The sequence below is a fragment of the Pseudomonas sp. NPDC087690 genome (assembly GCF_044743175.1).
GTDB lineage: Bacteria > Pseudomonadota > Gammaproteobacteria > Pseudomonadales > Pseudomonadaceae > Aquipseudomonas.
Genome location: NZ_JBIUVX010000035.1, coordinates 17,795 through 33,688, shown reverse-complemented (window position 1 = coordinate 33,688; position 15,894 = coordinate 17,795). Strand labels below are relative to the sequence as shown.

The 15,894-nt window shown below is 61.2% G+C and carries 18 protein-coding genes and 1 riboswitch; of the genes, 16 read left to right on the top strand and 2 right to left on the bottom strand.

Going from position 1 to position 15,894, the window contains the following annotated elements; all coding sequences use genetic code 11:
- The first annotated feature begins 29 nt into the window (after positions 1 to 29).
- The 3 genes from hda (at position 30) to ACIPIZ_RS23650 (ending at position 2,323) form a co-directional block, all read left to right on the top strand.
- Positions 30 to 734, top strand: a complete 705-nt coding sequence (gene hda, locus ACIPIZ_RS23660) for a DnaA regulatory inactivator Hda (protein WP_064390943.1) — start codon at positions 30 to 32, stop codon at positions 732 to 734.
- A 214-nt stretch (positions 735 to 948) separates the two neighbouring features.
- The gene (locus tag ACIPIZ_RS23655; RefSeq protein ID WP_064390942.1) at positions 949 to 1,566 is read left to right on the top strand and encodes a C40 family peptidase; all 618 of its coding nucleotides are present in this window, start codon (positions 949 to 951) and stop codon (positions 1,564 to 1,566) included.
- Positions 1,567 to 1,786: 220 nt separating this feature from the next.
- Positions 1,787 to 2,323 (top strand): C40 family peptidase, encoded by a 537-nt coding sequence (locus tag ACIPIZ_RS23650; RefSeq protein ID WP_064390941.1) that lies wholly within the window; start codon positions 1,787 to 1,789, stop codon positions 2,321 to 2,323.
- 134 nt (positions 2,324 to 2,457) lie between these two features.
- Here ACIPIZ_RS23650 and ACIPIZ_RS23645 read toward each other — a convergent pair whose 3' ends face one another.
- Both ACIPIZ_RS23645 and ACIPIZ_RS23640 read right to left on the bottom strand, forming a co-directional pair.
- Entirely contained in the window at positions 2,458 to 3,771 is a 1,314-nt protein-coding gene (locus ACIPIZ_RS23645; protein ID WP_064390940.1) for a sorbosone dehydrogenase family protein, read from the bottom strand.
- A 66-nt stretch (positions 3,772 to 3,837) separates the two neighbouring features.
- A complete protein-coding gene (locus ACIPIZ_RS23640) occupies positions 3,838 to 4,422 on the bottom strand; it encodes a hypothetical protein (protein WP_401167764.1) in 585 nt (194 codons plus the stop codon).
- 162 nt (positions 4,423 to 4,584) lie between these two features.
- A riboswitch (cobalamin riboswitch) is annotated at positions 4,585 to 4,816 on the top strand.
- Positions 4,817 to 4,896: 80 nt separating this feature from the next.
- On the opposite strand from ACIPIZ_RS23640, the gene cobO reads away from it, so the two are divergent.
- The 13 genes from cobO to ACIPIZ_RS23575 all read left to right on the top strand — a co-directional run bounded on the left by cobO (position 4,897) and on the right by ACIPIZ_RS23575 (position 15,879).
- Positions 4,897 to 5,508 (top strand): cob(I)yrinic acid a,c-diamide adenosyltransferase, encoded by a 612-nt coding sequence (cobO, locus tag ACIPIZ_RS23635; RefSeq protein WP_003223053.1) that lies wholly within the window; start codon positions 4,897 to 4,899, stop codon positions 5,506 to 5,508.
- Positions 5,505 to 6,905: a cobyrinate a,c-diamide synthase gene (locus tag ACIPIZ_RS23630; protein WP_401167761.1), complete on the top strand. Its 1,401-nt coding sequence runs from the start codon at positions 5,505 to 5,507 to the stop codon at positions 6,903 to 6,905. The genes cobO and ACIPIZ_RS23630 overlap by 4 nt, the downstream gene beginning before the upstream one ends.
- Positions 6,902 to 7,552 (top strand): 5,6-dimethylbenzimidazole synthase, encoded by a 651-nt coding sequence (gene bluB, locus ACIPIZ_RS23625; RefSeq protein WP_105709292.1) that lies wholly within the window; start codon positions 6,902 to 6,904, stop codon positions 7,550 to 7,552. Before ACIPIZ_RS23630 ends, bluB begins: the two co-directional genes overlap by 4 nt.
- Positions 7,549 to 8,457, top strand: a complete 909-nt coding sequence (gene cbiB, locus ACIPIZ_RS23620; protein WP_105709293.1) for an adenosylcobinamide-phosphate synthase CbiB — start codon at positions 7,549 to 7,551, stop codon at positions 8,455 to 8,457. The genes bluB and cbiB overlap by 4 nt, the downstream gene beginning before the upstream one ends.
- Positions 8,450 to 9,442: a threonine-phosphate decarboxylase CobD gene (cobD, locus tag ACIPIZ_RS23615; protein WP_064390935.1), complete on the top strand. Its 993-nt coding sequence runs from the start codon at positions 8,450 to 8,452 to the stop codon at positions 9,440 to 9,442. Before cbiB ends, cobD begins: the two co-directional genes overlap by 8 nt.
- Positions 9,439 to 10,890, top strand: a complete 1,452-nt coding sequence (locus tag ACIPIZ_RS23610) for a cobyric acid synthase (protein ID WP_401167756.1) — start codon at positions 9,439 to 9,441, stop codon at positions 10,888 to 10,890. The genes cobD and ACIPIZ_RS23610 overlap by 4 nt, the downstream gene beginning before the upstream one ends.
- Before the next feature lie 150 nt (positions 10,891 to 11,040).
- Entirely contained in the window at positions 11,041 to 11,562 is a 522-nt protein-coding gene (gene cobU / locus ACIPIZ_RS23605; RefSeq protein WP_253485195.1) for a bifunctional adenosylcobinamide kinase/adenosylcobinamide-phosphate guanylyltransferase, read from the top strand.
- Complete coding sequence (cobT, locus tag ACIPIZ_RS23600; RefSeq protein WP_122662608.1) at positions 11,559 to 12,614, top strand: nicotinate-nucleotide--dimethylbenzimidazole phosphoribosyltransferase; 1,056 nt, start codon at positions 11,559 to 11,561, stop codon at positions 12,612 to 12,614. Before cobU ends, cobT begins: the two co-directional genes overlap by 4 nt.
- Complete coding sequence (cobC, locus tag ACIPIZ_RS23595) at positions 12,611 to 13,186, top strand: alpha-ribazole phosphatase family protein (RefSeq protein WP_401167751.1); 576 nt, start codon at positions 12,611 to 12,613, stop codon at positions 13,184 to 13,186. The genes cobT and cobC overlap by 4 nt, the downstream gene beginning before the upstream one ends.
- A gap of 1 nt (position 13,187) precedes the next feature.
- Complete coding sequence (locus ACIPIZ_RS23590) at positions 13,188 to 13,919, top strand: adenosylcobinamide-GDP ribazoletransferase (RefSeq protein WP_253485192.1); 732 nt, start codon at positions 13,188 to 13,190, stop codon at positions 13,917 to 13,919.
- 174 nt (positions 13,920 to 14,093) lie between these two features.
- Positions 14,094 to 14,498: a MarR family winged helix-turn-helix transcriptional regulator gene (locus ACIPIZ_RS23585; RefSeq protein WP_064390929.1), complete on the top strand. Its 405-nt coding sequence runs from the start codon at positions 14,094 to 14,096 to the stop codon at positions 14,496 to 14,498.
- A gap of 53 nt (positions 14,499 to 14,551) precedes the next feature.
- Positions 14,552 to 15,760 (top strand): MFS transporter, encoded by a 1,209-nt coding sequence (locus ACIPIZ_RS23580; protein WP_064390928.1) that lies wholly within the window; start codon positions 14,552 to 14,554, stop codon positions 15,758 to 15,760.
- Entirely contained in the window at positions 15,757 to 15,879 is a 123-nt protein-coding gene (locus ACIPIZ_RS23575) for a hypothetical protein (RefSeq protein WP_256585511.1), read from the top strand. The genes ACIPIZ_RS23580 and ACIPIZ_RS23575 overlap by 4 nt, the downstream gene beginning before the upstream one ends.
- Positions 15,880 to 15,894: the final 15 nt, after the last annotated feature.

The window sequence follows — 15,894 nt, the reverse complement described above, 5'->3', positions numbered from 1 at the left end:
AACGGTTCCTTGAGAACTGTTCAGTCAGCATGAAACCGATTCAGCTGCCCCTAGGTGTGCGTCTGCGTGACGACGCCACCTTCATCAACTACTACCCAGGCGCCAATGCCGCTGCACTCGGCTATGTCGAGCGCCTATGCGAAGCCGACGCCGGCTGGACCGAAAGCCTGATCTACCTGTGGGGCAAGCACGGCGTAGGGCGCACGCATCTGTTGCAGGCGGCTTGCTTGCGCTTCGAGCAGATGGGCGAGCCGGCGGTTTACCTGCCATTGGCCGAGTTGATGGATCGCGGTGTTGAAATCCTCGACAACCTTGAACAGTACGAACTGGTTTGCCTGGATGATTTGCAGGTGATTGCTGGCAAGGCTGACTGGGAAGAGGCGATGTTTCATCTGTTCAACCGTCTGCGTGACAGCGGTCGGCGCCTGCTGATTGCCGCTGCCACGTCGCCGCGTGAGCTGCCGGTCAAACTGGCTGACTTGAAATCCCGCCTGACCATGGCGCTGATTTTCCAGATGCGCCCACTCTCCGATGAAGACAAATTACGTGCCTTGCAACTGCGTGCATCGCGCCGCGGTCTGCACCTGACCGATGAAGTCGGGCATTTTATTTTGACCCGCGGCACTCGCAGCATGAGCGCGTTGTTCGACCTGCTTGAACAACTTGATCAGGCGTCTTTGCAGGCGCAGCGCAAGCTGACCATTCCCTTCCTCAAGGAAACGCTAGGCTGGTAACGGCGCGGCTTTCAGCGCATTTCGGCATATTTCAGGCGCCAGAAAATCCGCTTTCCTGCAGGTTGTGCAGGCCGCGTATCGACTCAAATGGGCTTAAGCGCTTAGATGTAAACGAGAAACCGGGAAGTCACAAAAAGATCGATTGAATTTGCAAATGAGGCTGATAGCGGGCATAGTCTCGGCTTCTTTACAACTATCAGCCACGGTCGTGCCCATGCTAAAGCGCTTCGCACCCCTCGTGCCTCTCGCACTCGTCACCCTGTTGTTCGGTTGCGCTGCTCATTCTCCAGTTCAAGAGCAGTCTCAACAGGTTAAAAATTCCGCCACGGCCCAGTCTTCCGTTATTTATCAGGAAGAGCTGGACACCGAAAAAGAACTCAACGAATTCAACGGCAGCAAGCCTTATCAGCTTCCTGTTCTGGCCGACAGCATCCTCGAACGCGGCATGTCCCTGATCGGTACCCGTTACCGTTTCGGCGGTACCTCTGAAGCCGGTTTCGACTGCAGCGGTTTCATCGGTTATCTGTTCCGCGAAGAAGCCGGCATGAACCTGCCACGCTCGACTCGCGAAATGATCAACGTGGATGCGCCGCTGGTCTCGCGTAGCAACCTCGAGCCGGGCGACCTGCTGTTCTTCGCCACCAACGGTCGTCGCGGTCGTGTCAGTCACGCCGGTATCTATCTGGGCGACAATCAGTTCATTCATTCCAGCAGTCGTCGTAGCGGCGGTGTTCGCATCGACAGCCTGGGTGACAGCTACTGGAGCAAGACCTTCATCGAAGCCAAGCGTGCACTCGCCATGGCCCCGACCGTGGTCACCGCTCGCAAGTAATTCCCTCGATGTCGCTGCATTCGCGGCGACAATCAGGCTCCCGGCAACGGAGTAGACCTATACTTTACAAGGTGAAGTTAAAGTCTTACTTGAAGTTTGTCGTATAGCCGCTAGAATCCTGAAACTAGTTTGATGGCAAACCGCCTGCGTGCTCCGCAGGCGGTTTTGTTTTCTGTCCATCCGGCAGAGAAAGCCGCAGCCAGATCAGGATGTTCTGCTTATGACCATGTCGGCCCGCCTCGCATTGATGTTCTTCGCAGCGCTGCTCAGCGCTTGCGCCAGCCGTACTCCGCCGCCTGCGCCGGTGGTTCGCGCGCCGGTCGTGTTCGGCCCTTCCCAGGCTTTCTCGCCGGCTGCTGAGGACGTGCTGTTTCGCGCGCTCGGGTTGGTGGGCACGCCTTATCGCTGGGGCGGCAACACGCCGGATTCAGGGTTTGATTGCAGCGGGCTGATCGGTTTTGTCTACCGTGATGCGGCGGGCATCTCTTTGCCGCGTTCGACGCGTGAGCTGATCGTCATGCAGGCGCCGAATGTCGGCAAGGAAGGCTTGCAGACTGGCGATCTGATCTTCTTCGCTACCAATGGCGGCTCGCAGGTCAGTCATGCGGGGATCTACGTCGGAGAAGGGCGCTTTGTGCATGCGCCGGCCACGGGCGGCACGGTGAAGCTGGACAGCCTGTCGAAGGCGTATTGGCAGAAGGCGTATCTGAGCGCCAAGCGGGTGTTGCAGCCGGAGCATCTGGCGCATAACCCGTAATCCAGCCACACACACAATCCCCTGTAGGAGTGAGCCTGCTCGCGATGACGGTGCCACATTCAACATCAATGTTGAATTGATCGACCGCCATCGCGAGCAGGCTCACTCCTACAGTTGCTTGTGCATGGCGAAAATTATTTGCTGGCCGACACTCGCCACACCTTGTTGCCGACATCATCCGCCACCAGCAGACCACCCTGCTGATCAATCACCACACCCACCGGTCGACCCAAAGCATTCTCGTCCTTGTCGAGGAAACCGGTCAGCACATCCACCGGTTTGCCGCTCGGCTTGCCGCCGGTAAACGGCACGAAGATCACTTTGTAGCCACTGTGCGGTTTGCGATTCCATGAGCCGTGCTGGCCGATAAAGGCGCCTTCCTTGAACTGCGCCGGCAAGGTGTTGCCTTCGGCGAACGTCAGACCGAGAGAAGCGGTATGCGGGCCGACGGCATAATCCGGAGCGATGGCCTTGGCCACCAGGTCGAGATTTTGCGGCTCGACGCGCACATCGACGTGCTGCCCGTAATAACTGAACGGCCAGCCATAAAAACCACCGTCCTTTACCGAAGTGATGTAGTCCGGTACCAGGTCGCTACCGATCTCGTCACGCTCGTTGACCGCCGTCCACAACGCACCGCTGGCAGGCTCCCACGCCAGGCCGTTCGGGTTGCGAATACCGGAAGCAAAGATCCGGTGATTGCCGGTTGCCCGATCCACTTCCCAAATCGCTGCACGACCTTCTTCTTTATCCAGACCGTTTTCGCCGACGTTGCTGTTCGAGCCGACTGTCACGTACAGCTTGCTGCCGTCCTTGCTGGCGATGACGTTTTTGGTCCAGTGGTGATTCAACGTACCACCGGGCAGATCGACGACCTTGATCGGTTGCGTCTTGATCTCGGTCGCACCGGGTTCGTAATGGAAGCGCAACAGACGATCGGTGTCGGCGACGTACAAGTCATTGCCGACCAGCGTCATGCCGAAAGGCGAGTTGAGGTTTTGCAGAAACACCGTGCGGGTTTCGGCCACGCCATCGTGGTCGGCATCTCGCAGCAAGGTGATGCGGTTCGGGCTCGGCACGCCGGCGCCAGCCTTGCCCATCACGGTCTTCATGACCCAGCCCCTGATACCTTTGCTGTCGTCGGGTTTTGGTGGAGCATTGGTTTCCGCCACCAGTACATCACCATTGGGCAGCACATAGAGCCAGCGCGGGTGGTCGAGACCTTCTGCGAAGGCCGCGACTTGCGTACCCGCCGCTGCCGTCGGTTTGGCACCTTCGGGCCAGCCGATCGCCGGGGCGATGTTCACCGTCGGGATCAGGGTCTTGTTCGGTTCGGGCAGCTTCGGTGACGGGCCGGTGCCATCGGAGACTTGCAGGCTGGAGCTCTCACCGCAGGCGGCGAGCCCTCCGGCGAAAGCGATGACGAAAACGAGCTGGGGCTTGCGCATTGCTGATCTTCCCTATGAATGCATTCCTAATCATAGAGGAGGGCGCAAGCCCGATGGTTCAACTGCTCAGCCGCGGGCTTCCTTGAACAGCACGGCGATGCCCGGATGATAGTTGCCAGCCTCGCTGCGCAACTTGCGGTAGGCGTAGGGGAAATACCAGGCGACCGCGCAGGTGTGCTCCTTTTGCAGGTCGTCGACCATGTCTTGCAGCTCTTCGGGGCTGGCGCTGTGTTGGGCTTTTTGCGGCGCGACAAACAGGCAGCCAAGTTTGAGGTCGCTGGCAAAGCTGATGCGTTTCGCATCGCTGGTGATGTCGAGGAGAGCTTGGGTCAGGTTGAGATTATTCACCCGGGGCCAGCGCTGCGTGGCCTGGATGTAAGCGCGGTCATCGGCGCCGGCGAGGAACAGGTCGGCGCGGGCATTGCGCTCGCCTTCTTCATTCTGTTTGCGCGTGGCAGTGTCGTTGAGAGTGACCAATTCGGCCATCCAGGCTGCTGCGGTCAGCAAGCCGAGATTGGCTTTCTCGTCGTGCCAGTAAGGCGTGTCGCTGTCGCCGCGTACGGCGTTGTAACGGTCGATACAGTCAAACCAGCGTTCAAGCACCGGGCGCATGAATTCCAGGCGCGGGTTGCTGATGATCATGCCTTGCATCGTCATCATCCTTATTGTTGTGGTGGCTTTTTCGAGAAAAGCATGGCTCTTTGATATCATTTGTATCAGTGTGGCACAAGATTGGCGCCAGATAATTGATCGACGGCAGTTATTCGCCCGCTGGCCCCCTCTTTAATTGACGCTCCACCCCCAACCCTCTAACCTTCGCGGCTTGTTTCAGGTGCTCTGTGACTGCGGTTGACAGAGTGAAACAGGGAAGCCGGTGAGGGTTGTCTTCAAGCGAAGAACGATCACGATCCCGGCGCTGCCCCCGCAACGGTAAATGAGTAAAAGCTGCGCCTTGAGCCACTGCTTCGAAACAAGCGGGAAGGCGCGCAGCCAGGCCAAGCGCCGCTCATGAGCCCGGAGACCGGCCTGATCCATCCAGCGGCATCACGGTGGGCGATGCCAGGCTTTTTGCCGTCTATTCTTGTGCCTGCCCGCCGTTATCCAGCCCCAACGGAGAGCTCCCCCATGACTGATTCCCCCGAGCGCGACGAACGCCATCTGGCGCGTATGCAGCGCAAAAAAGCCGTGATCGACGAACGCATCGCCAACTCGCCCGACGAGTGCGGCCTGGTGCTGGTGCTGACCGGCAACGGCAAAGGCAAAAGCAGCTCGGCGTTCGGCATGCTCGCCCGCGCCATGGGCCACGGCATGCAGTGCGGCGTGGTGCAGTTCATCAAGGGCCGCAACAGCACCGGTGAAGAATTGTTCTTCCGCCGCTTCCCCGAGCAAGTGCGCTTCCACGTGATGGGCGAAGGTTTCACTTGGGAAACCCAGGACCGCCAACGTGACATCGCTGCCGCCGAAGCCGCCTGGGCCGTCTCCCGCGAGCTGCTGCGCGATCCGTCGATCGGCCTGGTGGTGCTCGACGAGTTGAACATCGCCCTCAAGCACGGCTACCTCGATCTCGATCAGGTGCTCAGCGATCTGCAGGCACGTCCGCCGATGCAGCATGTGATCGTCACCGGTCGCGCGGCCAAGCCGGAAATGATCGAAATGGGCGACACGGTCACCGAAATGGGCATGCTCAAACATGCCTTCCAGGCCGGCATCAAAGCGCAGAAAGGCGTCGAACTTTGAATCAGCCACGTCACTGCCCGGCGGTGCTCATTGCCGCGCCGGCCTCCGGTCAGGGCAAGACCACCGTCACCGCTGCGCTCGCCCGTTTGCATCGCAATCAGGGGCGCAAAGTGCGCGTGTTCAAATGCGGCCCGGACTTTCTTGACCCGATGATTCTCGAGCGCGCCAGCGGTGCGCCGGTGTATCAACTGGACATGTGGATGGTCGGCGAGCAGGAAAGTCGTCGTCTGTTGTGGGAAGCCGCTGCCGAGGCGGATCTGATTCTGATCGAAGGCGTGATGGGCCTGTTCGACGGCACGCCGTCGAGTGCCGATCTGGCGCGGCACTTCGGTGTACCGGTGCTCGGGGTGATCGACGGCACGGCGATGGCGCAGACCTTTGGTGCGTTGGCGCTAGGTTTGGCGAAGTATCAGCCGGATCTGCCGTTTGCCGGTGTGTTGGCCAATCGTGTCGGAACCTTGCGCCATGCGCAATTGCTCGAAGGCAGCCTCACCGAAGGTCTGCGTTGGTACGGTGCGTTGTCGCGCGAGACTGGCATCGAATTGCCGAGTCGTCACCTCGGTCTGGTTCAGGCCAGCGAGTTGAATGACCTTGATGTGCGTCTCGACGCCGCTGCCGACGCACTGGCCAGTAGTTGCGAGGTAGCGCTGCCACCGGCCGTAGAATTTGCCGCACCGGATGTTATCGCTGTCGAGCCGCTGCTGAAGGATGTGCGCATTGCCGTTGCGCGTGATGAGGCGTTTGCCTTCACCTACGGCGCGAGTCTGGATCTGCTGCGCGCGATGGGTGCTCAGTTGAGCTTCTTCTCACCGATTCGCGATACGCAATTGCCTGAGGCAGACAGTCTGTATCTGCCCGGCGGTTACCCGGAATTGCACCATGTTGCGTTGTCGCAGAACACCGCGATGCTTGAGGCGATTCGCGCGCATCATGCAGCGGGTAAGCCGTTGCTCGCTGAGTGTGGCGGCATGTTGTATCTGCTCGACTCTTTGACGGACGTTGAAGGCACTCGCACCGAATTGGTCGGACTGCTCAAGGGCGACGCGGTGATGCAAAAGCGTCTGGCGGCACTGGCGCTGCAAGCGGTGGATCTGCCGGAAGGTTCGTTGCGCGGGCACACTTATCATCATTCGTTGACGACTACCGAACTGACGCCGATTGCGCGTGGCTTGAGTCCGAATGGTGGGCGTGGTGCTGAGGCGGTTTATCGGGAAGGGCGGATGACGGCTTCTTATGTGCACTTCTATTTTCCGTCGAATCCTGTGGCTATCGCAGCATTGTTTGCACCGTCCCTTGAGGACGCTATCGCGAGCAGGCTCGCTCCTGCAGTGGGCGATGTCGTGCCTGACGAAATGCAATCCCCTGTGGGAGCGAGCCTGCTCGCGAAAGGGCCATGACCGACAACGCATTCTCCGAAGCCGAGCGCCAAGCCGTCTATAAAGCCATCGCCGAACGCCGCGACATGCGCCACTTCACCGGTGGCAGCGTCGAACCGGAGTTGTTGCGCCGACTTCTGGAAGCCGCCCACCAGGCCCCAAGCGTTGGCCTGATGCAGCCCTGGCGCTTCATCCGCATCAGCGACAGTAGCCTGCGCGGCGAGATCCAGAATCTTGTGGAAGAGGAACGCATCCGCACCGCCGAAGCCCTCGGCGAGCGCAGTGACGAGTTCATGAAACTCAAGGTCGAAGGCATCAGTGACTGCGCCGAAGTGCTGGTTGCGGCGCTGATGGATGATCGCGAAAAGCACATCTTCGGGCGCCGCACGCTGCCGGAAATGGACATGGCCTCGCTGTCCTGCGCGATCCAGAATCTGTGGCTGGCCTCGCGTGCCGAAGGCTTGGGCATGGGCTGGGTCTCGCTGTTCGAGCCGCAGGCGTTGGCGGATTTGCTGAAGTTGCCCGAAGGTGCCAAGCCTCTGGCCGTTTTATGTCTGGGCCCGGTCAAGGAATTCTATCCGGCGCCGATGCTGGTACTCGAAGGGTGGGCGCAGGCGCGTCCGCTCAATGAGTTGCTGTTTGAGAATTATTGGGGAGTGAGTCAATGAGTGTGGCGTTGTTGAGTGTCGCCGCGGTCGCGCTGGATGCGCTGCTGGGTGAACCGAAACGCTGGCATCCGCTGGTGGCGTTCGGCAATTTTGCCGGGCGCATCGAGCAACGTTTCAACGCCGGTGGGCGGGGCTGGCGCAGCCATGGCGTCACCGCGTGGGTGATCGCGGTGGTGCCGCTGACCTTGCTCGCCACGGCGTTTTCCTGGGCGCCGTATGTGGGTTGGGTCGTCGAGATTCTGGCGTTGTATTGCGCCCTCGGCATGCGCAGCCTCGGCGAGCATGTCGCGCCGGTAGCCGCAGCCTTGCGCGCGGATGATCTGGATGAGGCGCGCAAGCGAGTCGGCTATCTGGTCAGTCGTCAGACCGATGAACTCGACAGCACTGCTGTCGCTCGCGCTGCCACTGAGTCAGTGTTGGAAAACGGCAGTGACGCGGTGTTTGCCGCGCTGTTCTGGTTTGTCGTCGCCGGAGCCCCGGGCGTGGTGCTCTATCGCTTGAGCAACACGCTCGATGCGATGTGGGGCTATCGCAACGAACGCTTCGAGCGTTTCGGTTGGGCAGCGGCAAAAATCGACGACGTGTTGAACTACATTCCTGCGCGTCTGGTGGCGTTGACCTACGCGCTATTGGGCAAAACCCGACTCGCGCTTAAGTGCTGGCGCACACAGGCACCGAAGTGGGATAGCCCTAACGCAGGTCCCGTGATGGCGGCTGGCGCTGGTGCGCTGGGCGTGGAATTGGGTGGGCCGGCGATTTATCACGGTGAACTGCATGAGCGTCCGCAACTCGGCGAAGGGCAACCGGCCGATGCCGACTCCATCGACCGTGGCTGGCAATTGGTCCAGCGCGGCGTATGGTTATGGCTGCTGATTCTTTGCGTTGGGGCTGAATTCTATGCTTGAGCACGGTGGCCGGCTGCGCAAGGCGGCGCACGATTACGGCATCGCCGAGGCGGACTGGCTCGACCTGTCCAGCGGTCTTGCGCCGTGGCCGTTCCCGATCCCGGACATCCCGCTGCGCGCCTGGGCGCGCCTGCCGGAAACCGATGACGGTCTGGAGCAGGCGGCGTGCGATTACTACGGTGCCACGCAAGTGCTGCCGGTGGCCGGTTCGCAGATGGCCATTCAGTTGCTGCCGCGTTTGCGTCGCGCTGGCAAGGTTGGCGTTTTATCGCCGTGCTATGCCGAGCATGCCGAGGCCTGGCGCCGCAGTGGCTACATCGTGCGCGAAGTGCTGGAGCAGGAAGTCGAGTTCTTTCTCGATAACCTCGACGTGCTGGTCGTGGTCAATCCGAACAATCCGACCGGCCTGAGCCTGACACCGGCACGGCTGCTCGACTGGCATGCGCGACTGGCGCAGCGCGGTGGCTGGCTGGTGGTCGATGAAGCGTTCATGGACAACACGCCGCACCTGAGCCTGGCGGCTCACGCGCATCAGGTCGGGCTGATTGTGCTGCGTTCATTCGGCAAGTTTTTTGGCCTCGCCGGTGTGCGTTTGGGGTTTGTCCTGGCCGAGCGCAAGTTGCTCAGGTTGCTCGCCGAACAGGTCGGGCCATGGGTGGTGAGCGGGCCGACACGGGTGCTCGGGCAAGCGTGTCTGCAAGACACTGAAGGCCACACACGCCAGCGGATTCGCAGCGAAGAAGCGAGCGAGCGGCTGGCCGCACTGCTTGAACGCTACGGCTTCAAACCGCAGGGCGGCTGCGCGTTGTTTCAGTGGCTGGTCACTGATAAGGCGCCAGCGCTGCACGAATTCATGGCCCGACGCGGCATTCTCCTGCGCATCTTCACGCACAACAGCAGCCTGCGCTTCGGCTTGCCGGCTGATGCGGCTGAAGAGGCGCGTCTGGAACAGGCTTTAATCGCTTTCACCAAGGACAACCCATGACCACCCTGATGGTGCAAGGCACCACTTCCGATGCCGGCAAAAGCACACTGGTCACGGCGCTGTGCCGCTGGGCAACACGTCAGGGTGTGGCGGTCGTGCCGTTCAAGCCGCAGAACATGGCGCTCAACAGCGCGGTGACAGCCGACGGTGGCGAGATTGGCCGAGCGCAAGCCGTGCAGGCGCAAGCGGCGTTTCTTGAGCCGCACACCGACATGAACCCTGTTCTGCTCAAACCGAACAGCGACACCGGCGCCCAAGTGATCATTCATGGTCGCGCGGTGACGTCGATGAATGCCGTGGCGTATCACGACTACAAAGCCATCGCCATGCAAGCTGTTCTGGCTTCTCATGAGCGACTCAGCGCCGCGTATCCACTGGTGATGGTCGAAGGTGCTGGCTCGCCGGCGGAGATCAATCTGCGTGCCGGCGACATCGCCAACATGGGTTTTGCCGAAGCGGTGGATTGTCCGGTGCTGCTGATTGCCGATATCAATCGCGGCGGGGTTTTTGCCCATCTGGTCGGCACGCTGGAACTGCTTTCGCCGAGCGAACAGGCGCGGGTCAAAGGTTTCATCATCAACCGTTTTCGCGGCGACATCGCCTTGCTGCAACCGGGCCTCGACTGGCTGGAACAGCGCACCGGCAAACCGGTGGTGGGCGTGCTGCCGTACGTGATGGATCTGCATCTGGAGGCCGAGGACGGCATCGACCAGCGCCAGACTGACAAGGCTGAGCAGGTTCTGAAAGTGCTGGTGCCGGTGTTGCCGCGCATCAGTAACCACACCGATTTTGATCCGCTGCGCCTGCATCCGCAGGTCGACCTGCAATTTGTCGGGCCGGGGCAGGCGATCCCTCCCGCTGATCTGATCATTCTGCCGGGCTCGAAAAGCGTGCGCAGCGATCTGGCGTATCTGCGCGCCAACGGCTGGGACACTGCGATCGCCCGGCATTTGCGTTACGGCGGCAAAGTGCTGGGGATTTGCGGTGGTCTGCAGATGCTCGGCGAACAGGTGCACGACCCGCTCGGCCTCGAAGGCGCTCCCGGTTCGAGTGCTGGTTTGGGCTTGCTGGCCTTTGAAACGACGCTTGAAGCCGAGAAGCAATTGCGCAATGTGCGGGGGCGGCTGGCGCTGGAAGATGCCGTAGTCAGCGGTTATGAGATTCATGCGGGAGTGACCAGCGGGCCGGCGCTGGAGAGTGCAGCGGTGTATCTGGATGACGGTCGTTGTGATGGTGCGCAGAGTCTGGACGGGCAGGTGATCGGTACATACCTGCATGGCTTGTTCGAATCGCCGGCGGCGAGTGCGGCGTTGCTGCGCTGGGCCGGGTTGAGCGATGTGCAGGAGGTGGATTATCACGGCTTGCGCGAGCGTGATATCGAACGGTTGGCGGATCTGGTCGAGAAGCATCTGGATACTGATCTGTTGCGTCAGCTCTGTGAGATTTGAGGTGAATTTAATGGCCTCATCGCGAGCAGGCGAAGGCCTACAGGGTTATGTGTTTTACACAAAATTCATGGCTACTCCAGATCCCTTGTAGGAGTGAGCCTGCTCGTGATAGCGCCACTCGCCTCAACCCACAATTTTCAGGATGACCCCATGCTCCAACTGATCCTCGGCGGCGCCCGCTCCGGCAAAAGCCGCCTCGCGGAAAAACTCGCCACCGACAGCAATCTATCGGTCACCTACATCGCCACCAGCCAGCCGCTCGATGGCGAGATGAGCGATCGCGTTGCCCATCATCGCGCGCGTCGCCCGGCCGATTGGGCGCTTATCGAAGAACCTCTCGAACTGTCCCGCGTCCTGCGCGAAAGCGCCAGCGCCGAGCGTTGCCTGCTGGTCGATTGCCTGACCCTGTGGCTGACCAATCTGCTGATGCTCGACGATGCCGAGCGTCTCGCCGCCGAGCGTGAAGCCCTGCTCGAATGTCTGGCCTCGCTGCCAGGAGAAATCATTTTTGTCAGCAACGAGACCGGAATGGGTGTCGTGCCGCTGGGCGAATTGACTCGCCGCTACGTCGATGAAGCCGGTTGGCTGCATCAAGCTCTGGCTGAGCGCTGTCAGCGTGTTGTCCTGACGGTCGCCGGCCTGCCCCTGACTTTGAAAGGACCTGCGTTATGACCCAAACCTGGTGGCTGAATCCGTGCAAACCGGTCGATCTCAACGTCGTTGAACAAGCGACGGCACGGCAGCAGCAATTGACCAAACCGGCCGGTTCGCTCGGTCGACTGGAATCGGTCGCGGTGCAACTGGCCGGTCTGCAAGGCCAGGTCAAACCGACACTGAAAGAGGTCTGGATCGCGATTTTTGCCGGCGATCACGGCGTGGTCGCGGAAGGCGTTTCGGCGTTCCCGCAGGAAGTCACCGGGCAGATGCTGCTCAACTTCGTCAGCGGTGGGGCGGCGATCAGCGTGCTGGCGCGTCAGCTCGGCGCGCAGTTGGAAGTGGTCGATCTGGGCACGGTGAATCCCGCGCTGAACCTGCCGGGTGTGCGCCACTTGAACATCGGCGCGGGCACGGCGAACTTCGCTCAGGGTGCGGCAATGACCCAGGCTCAGGGCGAACTGGCGTTGCAGGCCGGTCGCGACAGTCTGCTGCGAGCGAAAGCGGCGGGCGCGCAGTTGTTCATCGGCGGCGAAATGGGCATTGGCAACACCACGGCAGCGAGTGCCTTGGCCTGCGCCTTGCTCGACTGCCCGGTGGTACACCTGACCGGTCCCGGCACCGGGTTGAATGCCGAAGGCGTCAGCCATAAAGCGCAAGTGATCGAGCGCGCGCTGGCGTTGCATGCCGCACAGCGTGGCGATGTCTTGCAGACTCTGTTCAATCTGGGTGGTTTTGAAATCGCCGCGCTGGTCGGTGCCTATCTGGCGGCGGCTCAAGAAGGTATTGCGGTGTTGGTCGACGGCTTTATCTGCACCGTCGCCGCGCTGGTCGCGGTGCGTTTGAATCCGGCCTGTCGCGAGTGGCTGTTGTTCGGTCACCGTGGTGCCGAGCCGGGGCATCGCCATGTGCTGGAAACCCTGCAGGCCGAGCCATTGCTGGAACTCGGTCTGCGTCTGGGCGAGGGCAGCGGCGCGGCGTTGGCGGTGCCGCTGTTGCGTCTGGCCTGCGACCTGCACGGGCAGATGGCGACGTTCGCCGAAGCAGCGGTAGCGGATCGCCCGGCATGACCTTGCGCCTGGATCTGCTGCGTCACGGTGAGACTGAGCTCGGCGGTGGTTTGCGCGGCAGCCTCGACGATGCGCTGACCGAACAGGGCTGGACGCAAATGCGTGCAGCCGTGGTCGAGGGCGGGCCGTGGGATCGGATCGTCAGTTCGCCGTTGCAACGTTGCGCGCGGTTTGCCGCAGAACTGGGTGAGCAACTGAACCTGTCAGTGCATCTGGACAAGGATCTGCAAGAGCTGCACTTCGGCGCGTGGGAAGGGCAGAGCGCGGCGGCGTTGATGGAGACGGATGCCGAGGCCTTGGGGTTGTTCTGGGCTGACCCGTATTCGTTTACTCCGCCGCAGGGTGAGCCAGTCAGTGACTTTTCCTCGCGCGTCCTGAGCGCTGTTGCGCGGCTACACAGCACCTATGCTGGCGAACGGGTTTTACTGGTCAGTCATGGCGGTGTGATGCGTTTGTTGCTGGCGCAGGCGCGGGGGTTGCCGCGTGAACAACTGCTCAATGTCGAGGTCGCTCACGGTGCGTTGTTTGCGCTGACGGTCGCGGCCGACGGTTCGCTCAAGGAAGGTCACTGACATGTTGCCGCTGTGGATCGCTCTGCAATTTCTCAGCAGTTTGCCGGTTCGTTTGCCGGGCATGCCTGAGCCGGAACAGTTAGGGCGTTCGCTGCTGTTTTATCCGCTGGTTGGCTTGCTGTTCGGCGTGATTCTCTGGGCGCTGAATCTGGCGCTGGCCGGCGCGCCGTTGTTGTTGCATAGCGCATTACTGTTGACGGTGTGGGTGTTGCTCAGCGGCGCGTTGCACCTCGATGGCCTGGCCGACAGCGCCGATGCCTGGCTCGGCGGTTTTGGTGATCGCGAGCGCACGCTGACGATCATGAAAGATCCGCGCAGCGGGCCGATTGCGGTGGTGGCGCTGGTGTTGGTGTTGCTGCTCAAGTTCGCGGCGCTGCTGGCGTTGATCGAGCAGGGGCATGGTTTGGTATTGATTGTCGTGCCAGTGCTTGGAAGGGCAGCGTTGCTGGGATTGTTTCTGACCACGCCGTATGTGCGCGCGGGCGGGTTGGGGCAGGCGTTGGCGGATCATTTGCCGCGCAGGGCTGGCTGGCAGGTGCTTGGGGCGAGTGCGCTGGGTTGCTTGGTGATTGCCGGGTTTCACGCGTTTGTGGCGCTGGTGATTTCGCTCGCAGTGTTTGTCTGGCTGCGGCGGGTGATGATGCGGCGGCTGGGCGGGACGACCGGTGATACGGCGGGGGCGTTGCTGGAATTGCTGGAGATGGGGGTGTTGGTGGGGTTGGCGCTGGTCTGACAGATTTTTATCGTTCAAGCCGGCCCCATCGCGAGCAGGCTCACTCCTACAGGGGAGCGCGGTCAACTGTAGGAGTGAGCCTGCTCGCGATAGCAATCTTTCAGGCACCACAAATGTTCAGGGTAAACTCATCTGTAACTTGATTTAACACAGTCGCGGGTATATACACGCATCATGCTTCCTTCTCAGTGTTTGTGCACCAACCTGCGTCGCGCCGCTCGTGGCGTCAGCAGGCATTACGACGGCGCTCTCGACGGCTTCGGGATCAACGTTGCCCAGTATTCTTTGCTGTGCAACCTGCAGCGTCTGGATCAACCGAGCATCTCGGAACTGGCCGAAGCCATGGGCCTGGATCGCAGCACTCTCGGACGCAATCTGCGCGTTCTTGAAGGTGAAGGACTGGTGACGCTGGCCGAGGGCGAAGACATGCGTAACCGCATCGTCAAGCTCACCGAGACCGGCGTGCAGCGCCTGGCAGCAGCACTGCCAGCCTGGGAAGCGGCGCAGCAGCGGTTGATCGACCGTTTGGGCGCCGAGAAGCGTGAAACCTTGCTCAGATTGCTGGATGAACTGGCCTGAGGCCGGTTTTTTCCAAACTCAAGCGGGTATATACCCGCAAGCGGAGAACAACAATGACATCGATGTGGCGTACGTGCGGTTGGGTGTTGGTCGGCAGTGCGCTGATTCTTGCGTTGTCTTTGGGTGTGCGGCATGGCTTCGGTCTGTTTCTGTCGCCGATGAGTGCGCAGTTCGGCTGGGGACGTGAGGTCTTCGCGTTCGCCATTGCACTGCAGAACCTGATCTGGGGCCTGGCGCAACCGTTTACCGGCGCGCTGGCCGACCGTTTCGGCGCGGCAAAAGTCGTGCTGATCGGCGGCGTGCTGTATGCCTTGGGTCTGGTGTGCATGGGTTTATCGGACTCGGCGGTGACGCTGTCGCTGAGCGCCGGTCTGCTGATCGGTATCGGCCTGTCCGGCACGTCGTTCTCGGTAATTCTCGGCGTGGTCGGCCGTGCCGTGCCGCCGGAGAAACGCAGCATGGGCATGGGCATTGCCAGCGCTGCCGGCTCATTCGGTCAGTTCGCGATGTTGCCGGGCACGCTCGGGCTGATCGGCTGGCTCGGCTGGTCGGCGGCGTTGCTGGTGTTGGGCCTGCTGGTGGCGCTGATCGTGCCGCTGGTGAGCATGCTCAAGGACAAACCGCTGCCGGTGCTCGGTCATGAACAAACCCTGTCCGAGGCGCTGCGCGAAGCCTGCTCGCATTCGGGGTTCTGGTTGCTGGCGTTCGGCTTTTTTGTCTGTGGTTTTCAAGTGGTGTTCATCGGTGTGCATCTGCCGGCCTATCTGGTCGATCAGCACTTGCCGGCCAGCGTCGGCACTACAGTGCTGGCGCTGATCGGCCTGTTCAACATCTTCGGCACTTACACCGCTGGCTGGCTCGGCGGGCGCATGTCGAAACCGCGCCTGCTAACCGGTTTGTATCTGCTGCGTGCAGTGGTGATCGTGCTGTTCCTGTGGCTGCCGGTGACCACCACGTCGGCTTATCTGTTCGGCATGGCCATGGGCTTTTTGTGGCTGTCGACGGTGCCGTTGACCAACGGTACGGTGGCGACCTTGTTTGGTGTGCGCAATCTGTCCATGCTCGGCGGTATCGTGTTCCTGTTCCATCAGCTCGGTTCGTTCCTCGGCGGCTGGCTGGGCGGGGTGGTGTATGACCGTACCGGGAGTTATGACTTGATCTGGCAGGTGGCGATCCTTCTGAGTGTGTTGGCGGCTGCGTTGAACTGGCCGGTGCGCGAGCGTCCGGTCGCCCGCCTGCAAACCGCTGCGAGCGCCGCATGAGTCGATTCTGGCCGCGCATGGTCATCAGCGCACTCGGCGCCGCACTGCTGGCGCTGGTGTGGTGGGGCTGGCAGCAGGGCGGCCTGGCCTTGATGCAATTGGGCATGAGCATTTGCTAGAAGCGGGCATGGCGA

Coding starts and splice junctions, on each gene's coding strand:
- hda (WP_064390943.1), top strand. CDS start 30: ATGAAACCGATTCAGCTGCCCCTAGGTGTGCGTCTGCGTGACGACGCC.
- ACIPIZ_RS23645 (WP_064390940.1), bottom strand. CDS start 3,771: ATGCGCAAGCCCCAGCTCGTTTTCGTCATCGCTTTCGCCGGAGGGCTC.
- cobT (WP_122662608.1), top strand. CDS start 11,559: ATGACCCAAACCTGGTGGCTGAATCCGTGCAAACCGGTCGATCTCAAC.
- cobO (WP_003223053.1), top strand. CDS start 4,897: ATGACTGATTCCCCCGAGCGCGACGAACGCCATCTGGCGCGTATGCAG.
- ACIPIZ_RS23580 (WP_064390928.1), top strand. CDS start 14,552: ATGACATCGATGTGGCGTACGTGCGGTTGGGTGTTGGTCGGCAGTGCG.
- ACIPIZ_RS23610 (WP_401167756.1), top strand. CDS start 9,439: ATGACCACCCTGATGGTGCAAGGCACCACTTCCGATGCCGGCAAAAGC.
- ACIPIZ_RS23590 (WP_253485192.1), top strand. CDS start 13,188: ATGTTGCCGCTGTGGATCGCTCTGCAATTTCTCAGCAGTTTGCCGGTT.
- cobC (WP_401167751.1), top strand. CDS start 12,611: ATGACCTTGCGCCTGGATCTGCTGCGTCACGGTGAGACTGAGCTCGGC.
- cbiB (WP_105709293.1), top strand. CDS start 7,549: ATGAGTGTGGCGTTGTTGAGTGTCGCCGCGGTCGCGCTGGATGCGCTG.
- ACIPIZ_RS23575 (WP_256585511.1), top strand. CDS start 15,757: ATGAGTCGATTCTGGCCGCGCATGGTCATCAGCGCACTCGGCGCCGCA.
- cobU (WP_253485195.1), top strand. CDS start 11,041: ATGCTCCAACTGATCCTCGGCGGCGCCCGCTCCGGCAAAAGCCGCCTC.
- bluB (WP_105709292.1), top strand. CDS start 6,902: ATGACCGACAACGCATTCTCCGAAGCCGAGCGCCAAGCCGTCTATAAA.
- ACIPIZ_RS23655 (WP_064390942.1), top strand. CDS start 949: ATGCTAAAGCGCTTCGCACCCCTCGTGCCTCTCGCACTCGTCACCCTG.
- ACIPIZ_RS23650 (WP_064390941.1), top strand. CDS start 1,787: ATGACCATGTCGGCCCGCCTCGCATTGATGTTCTTCGCAGCGCTGCTC.
- cobD (WP_064390935.1), top strand. CDS start 8,450: ATGCTTGAGCACGGTGGCCGGCTGCGCAAGGCGGCGCACGATTACGGC.
- ACIPIZ_RS23640 (WP_401167764.1), bottom strand. CDS start 4,422: ATGCAAGGCATGATCATCAGCAACCCGCGCCTGGAATTCATGCGCCCG.
- ACIPIZ_RS23585 (WP_064390929.1), top strand. CDS start 14,094: ATGCTTCCTTCTCAGTGTTTGTGCACCAACCTGCGTCGCGCCGCTCGT.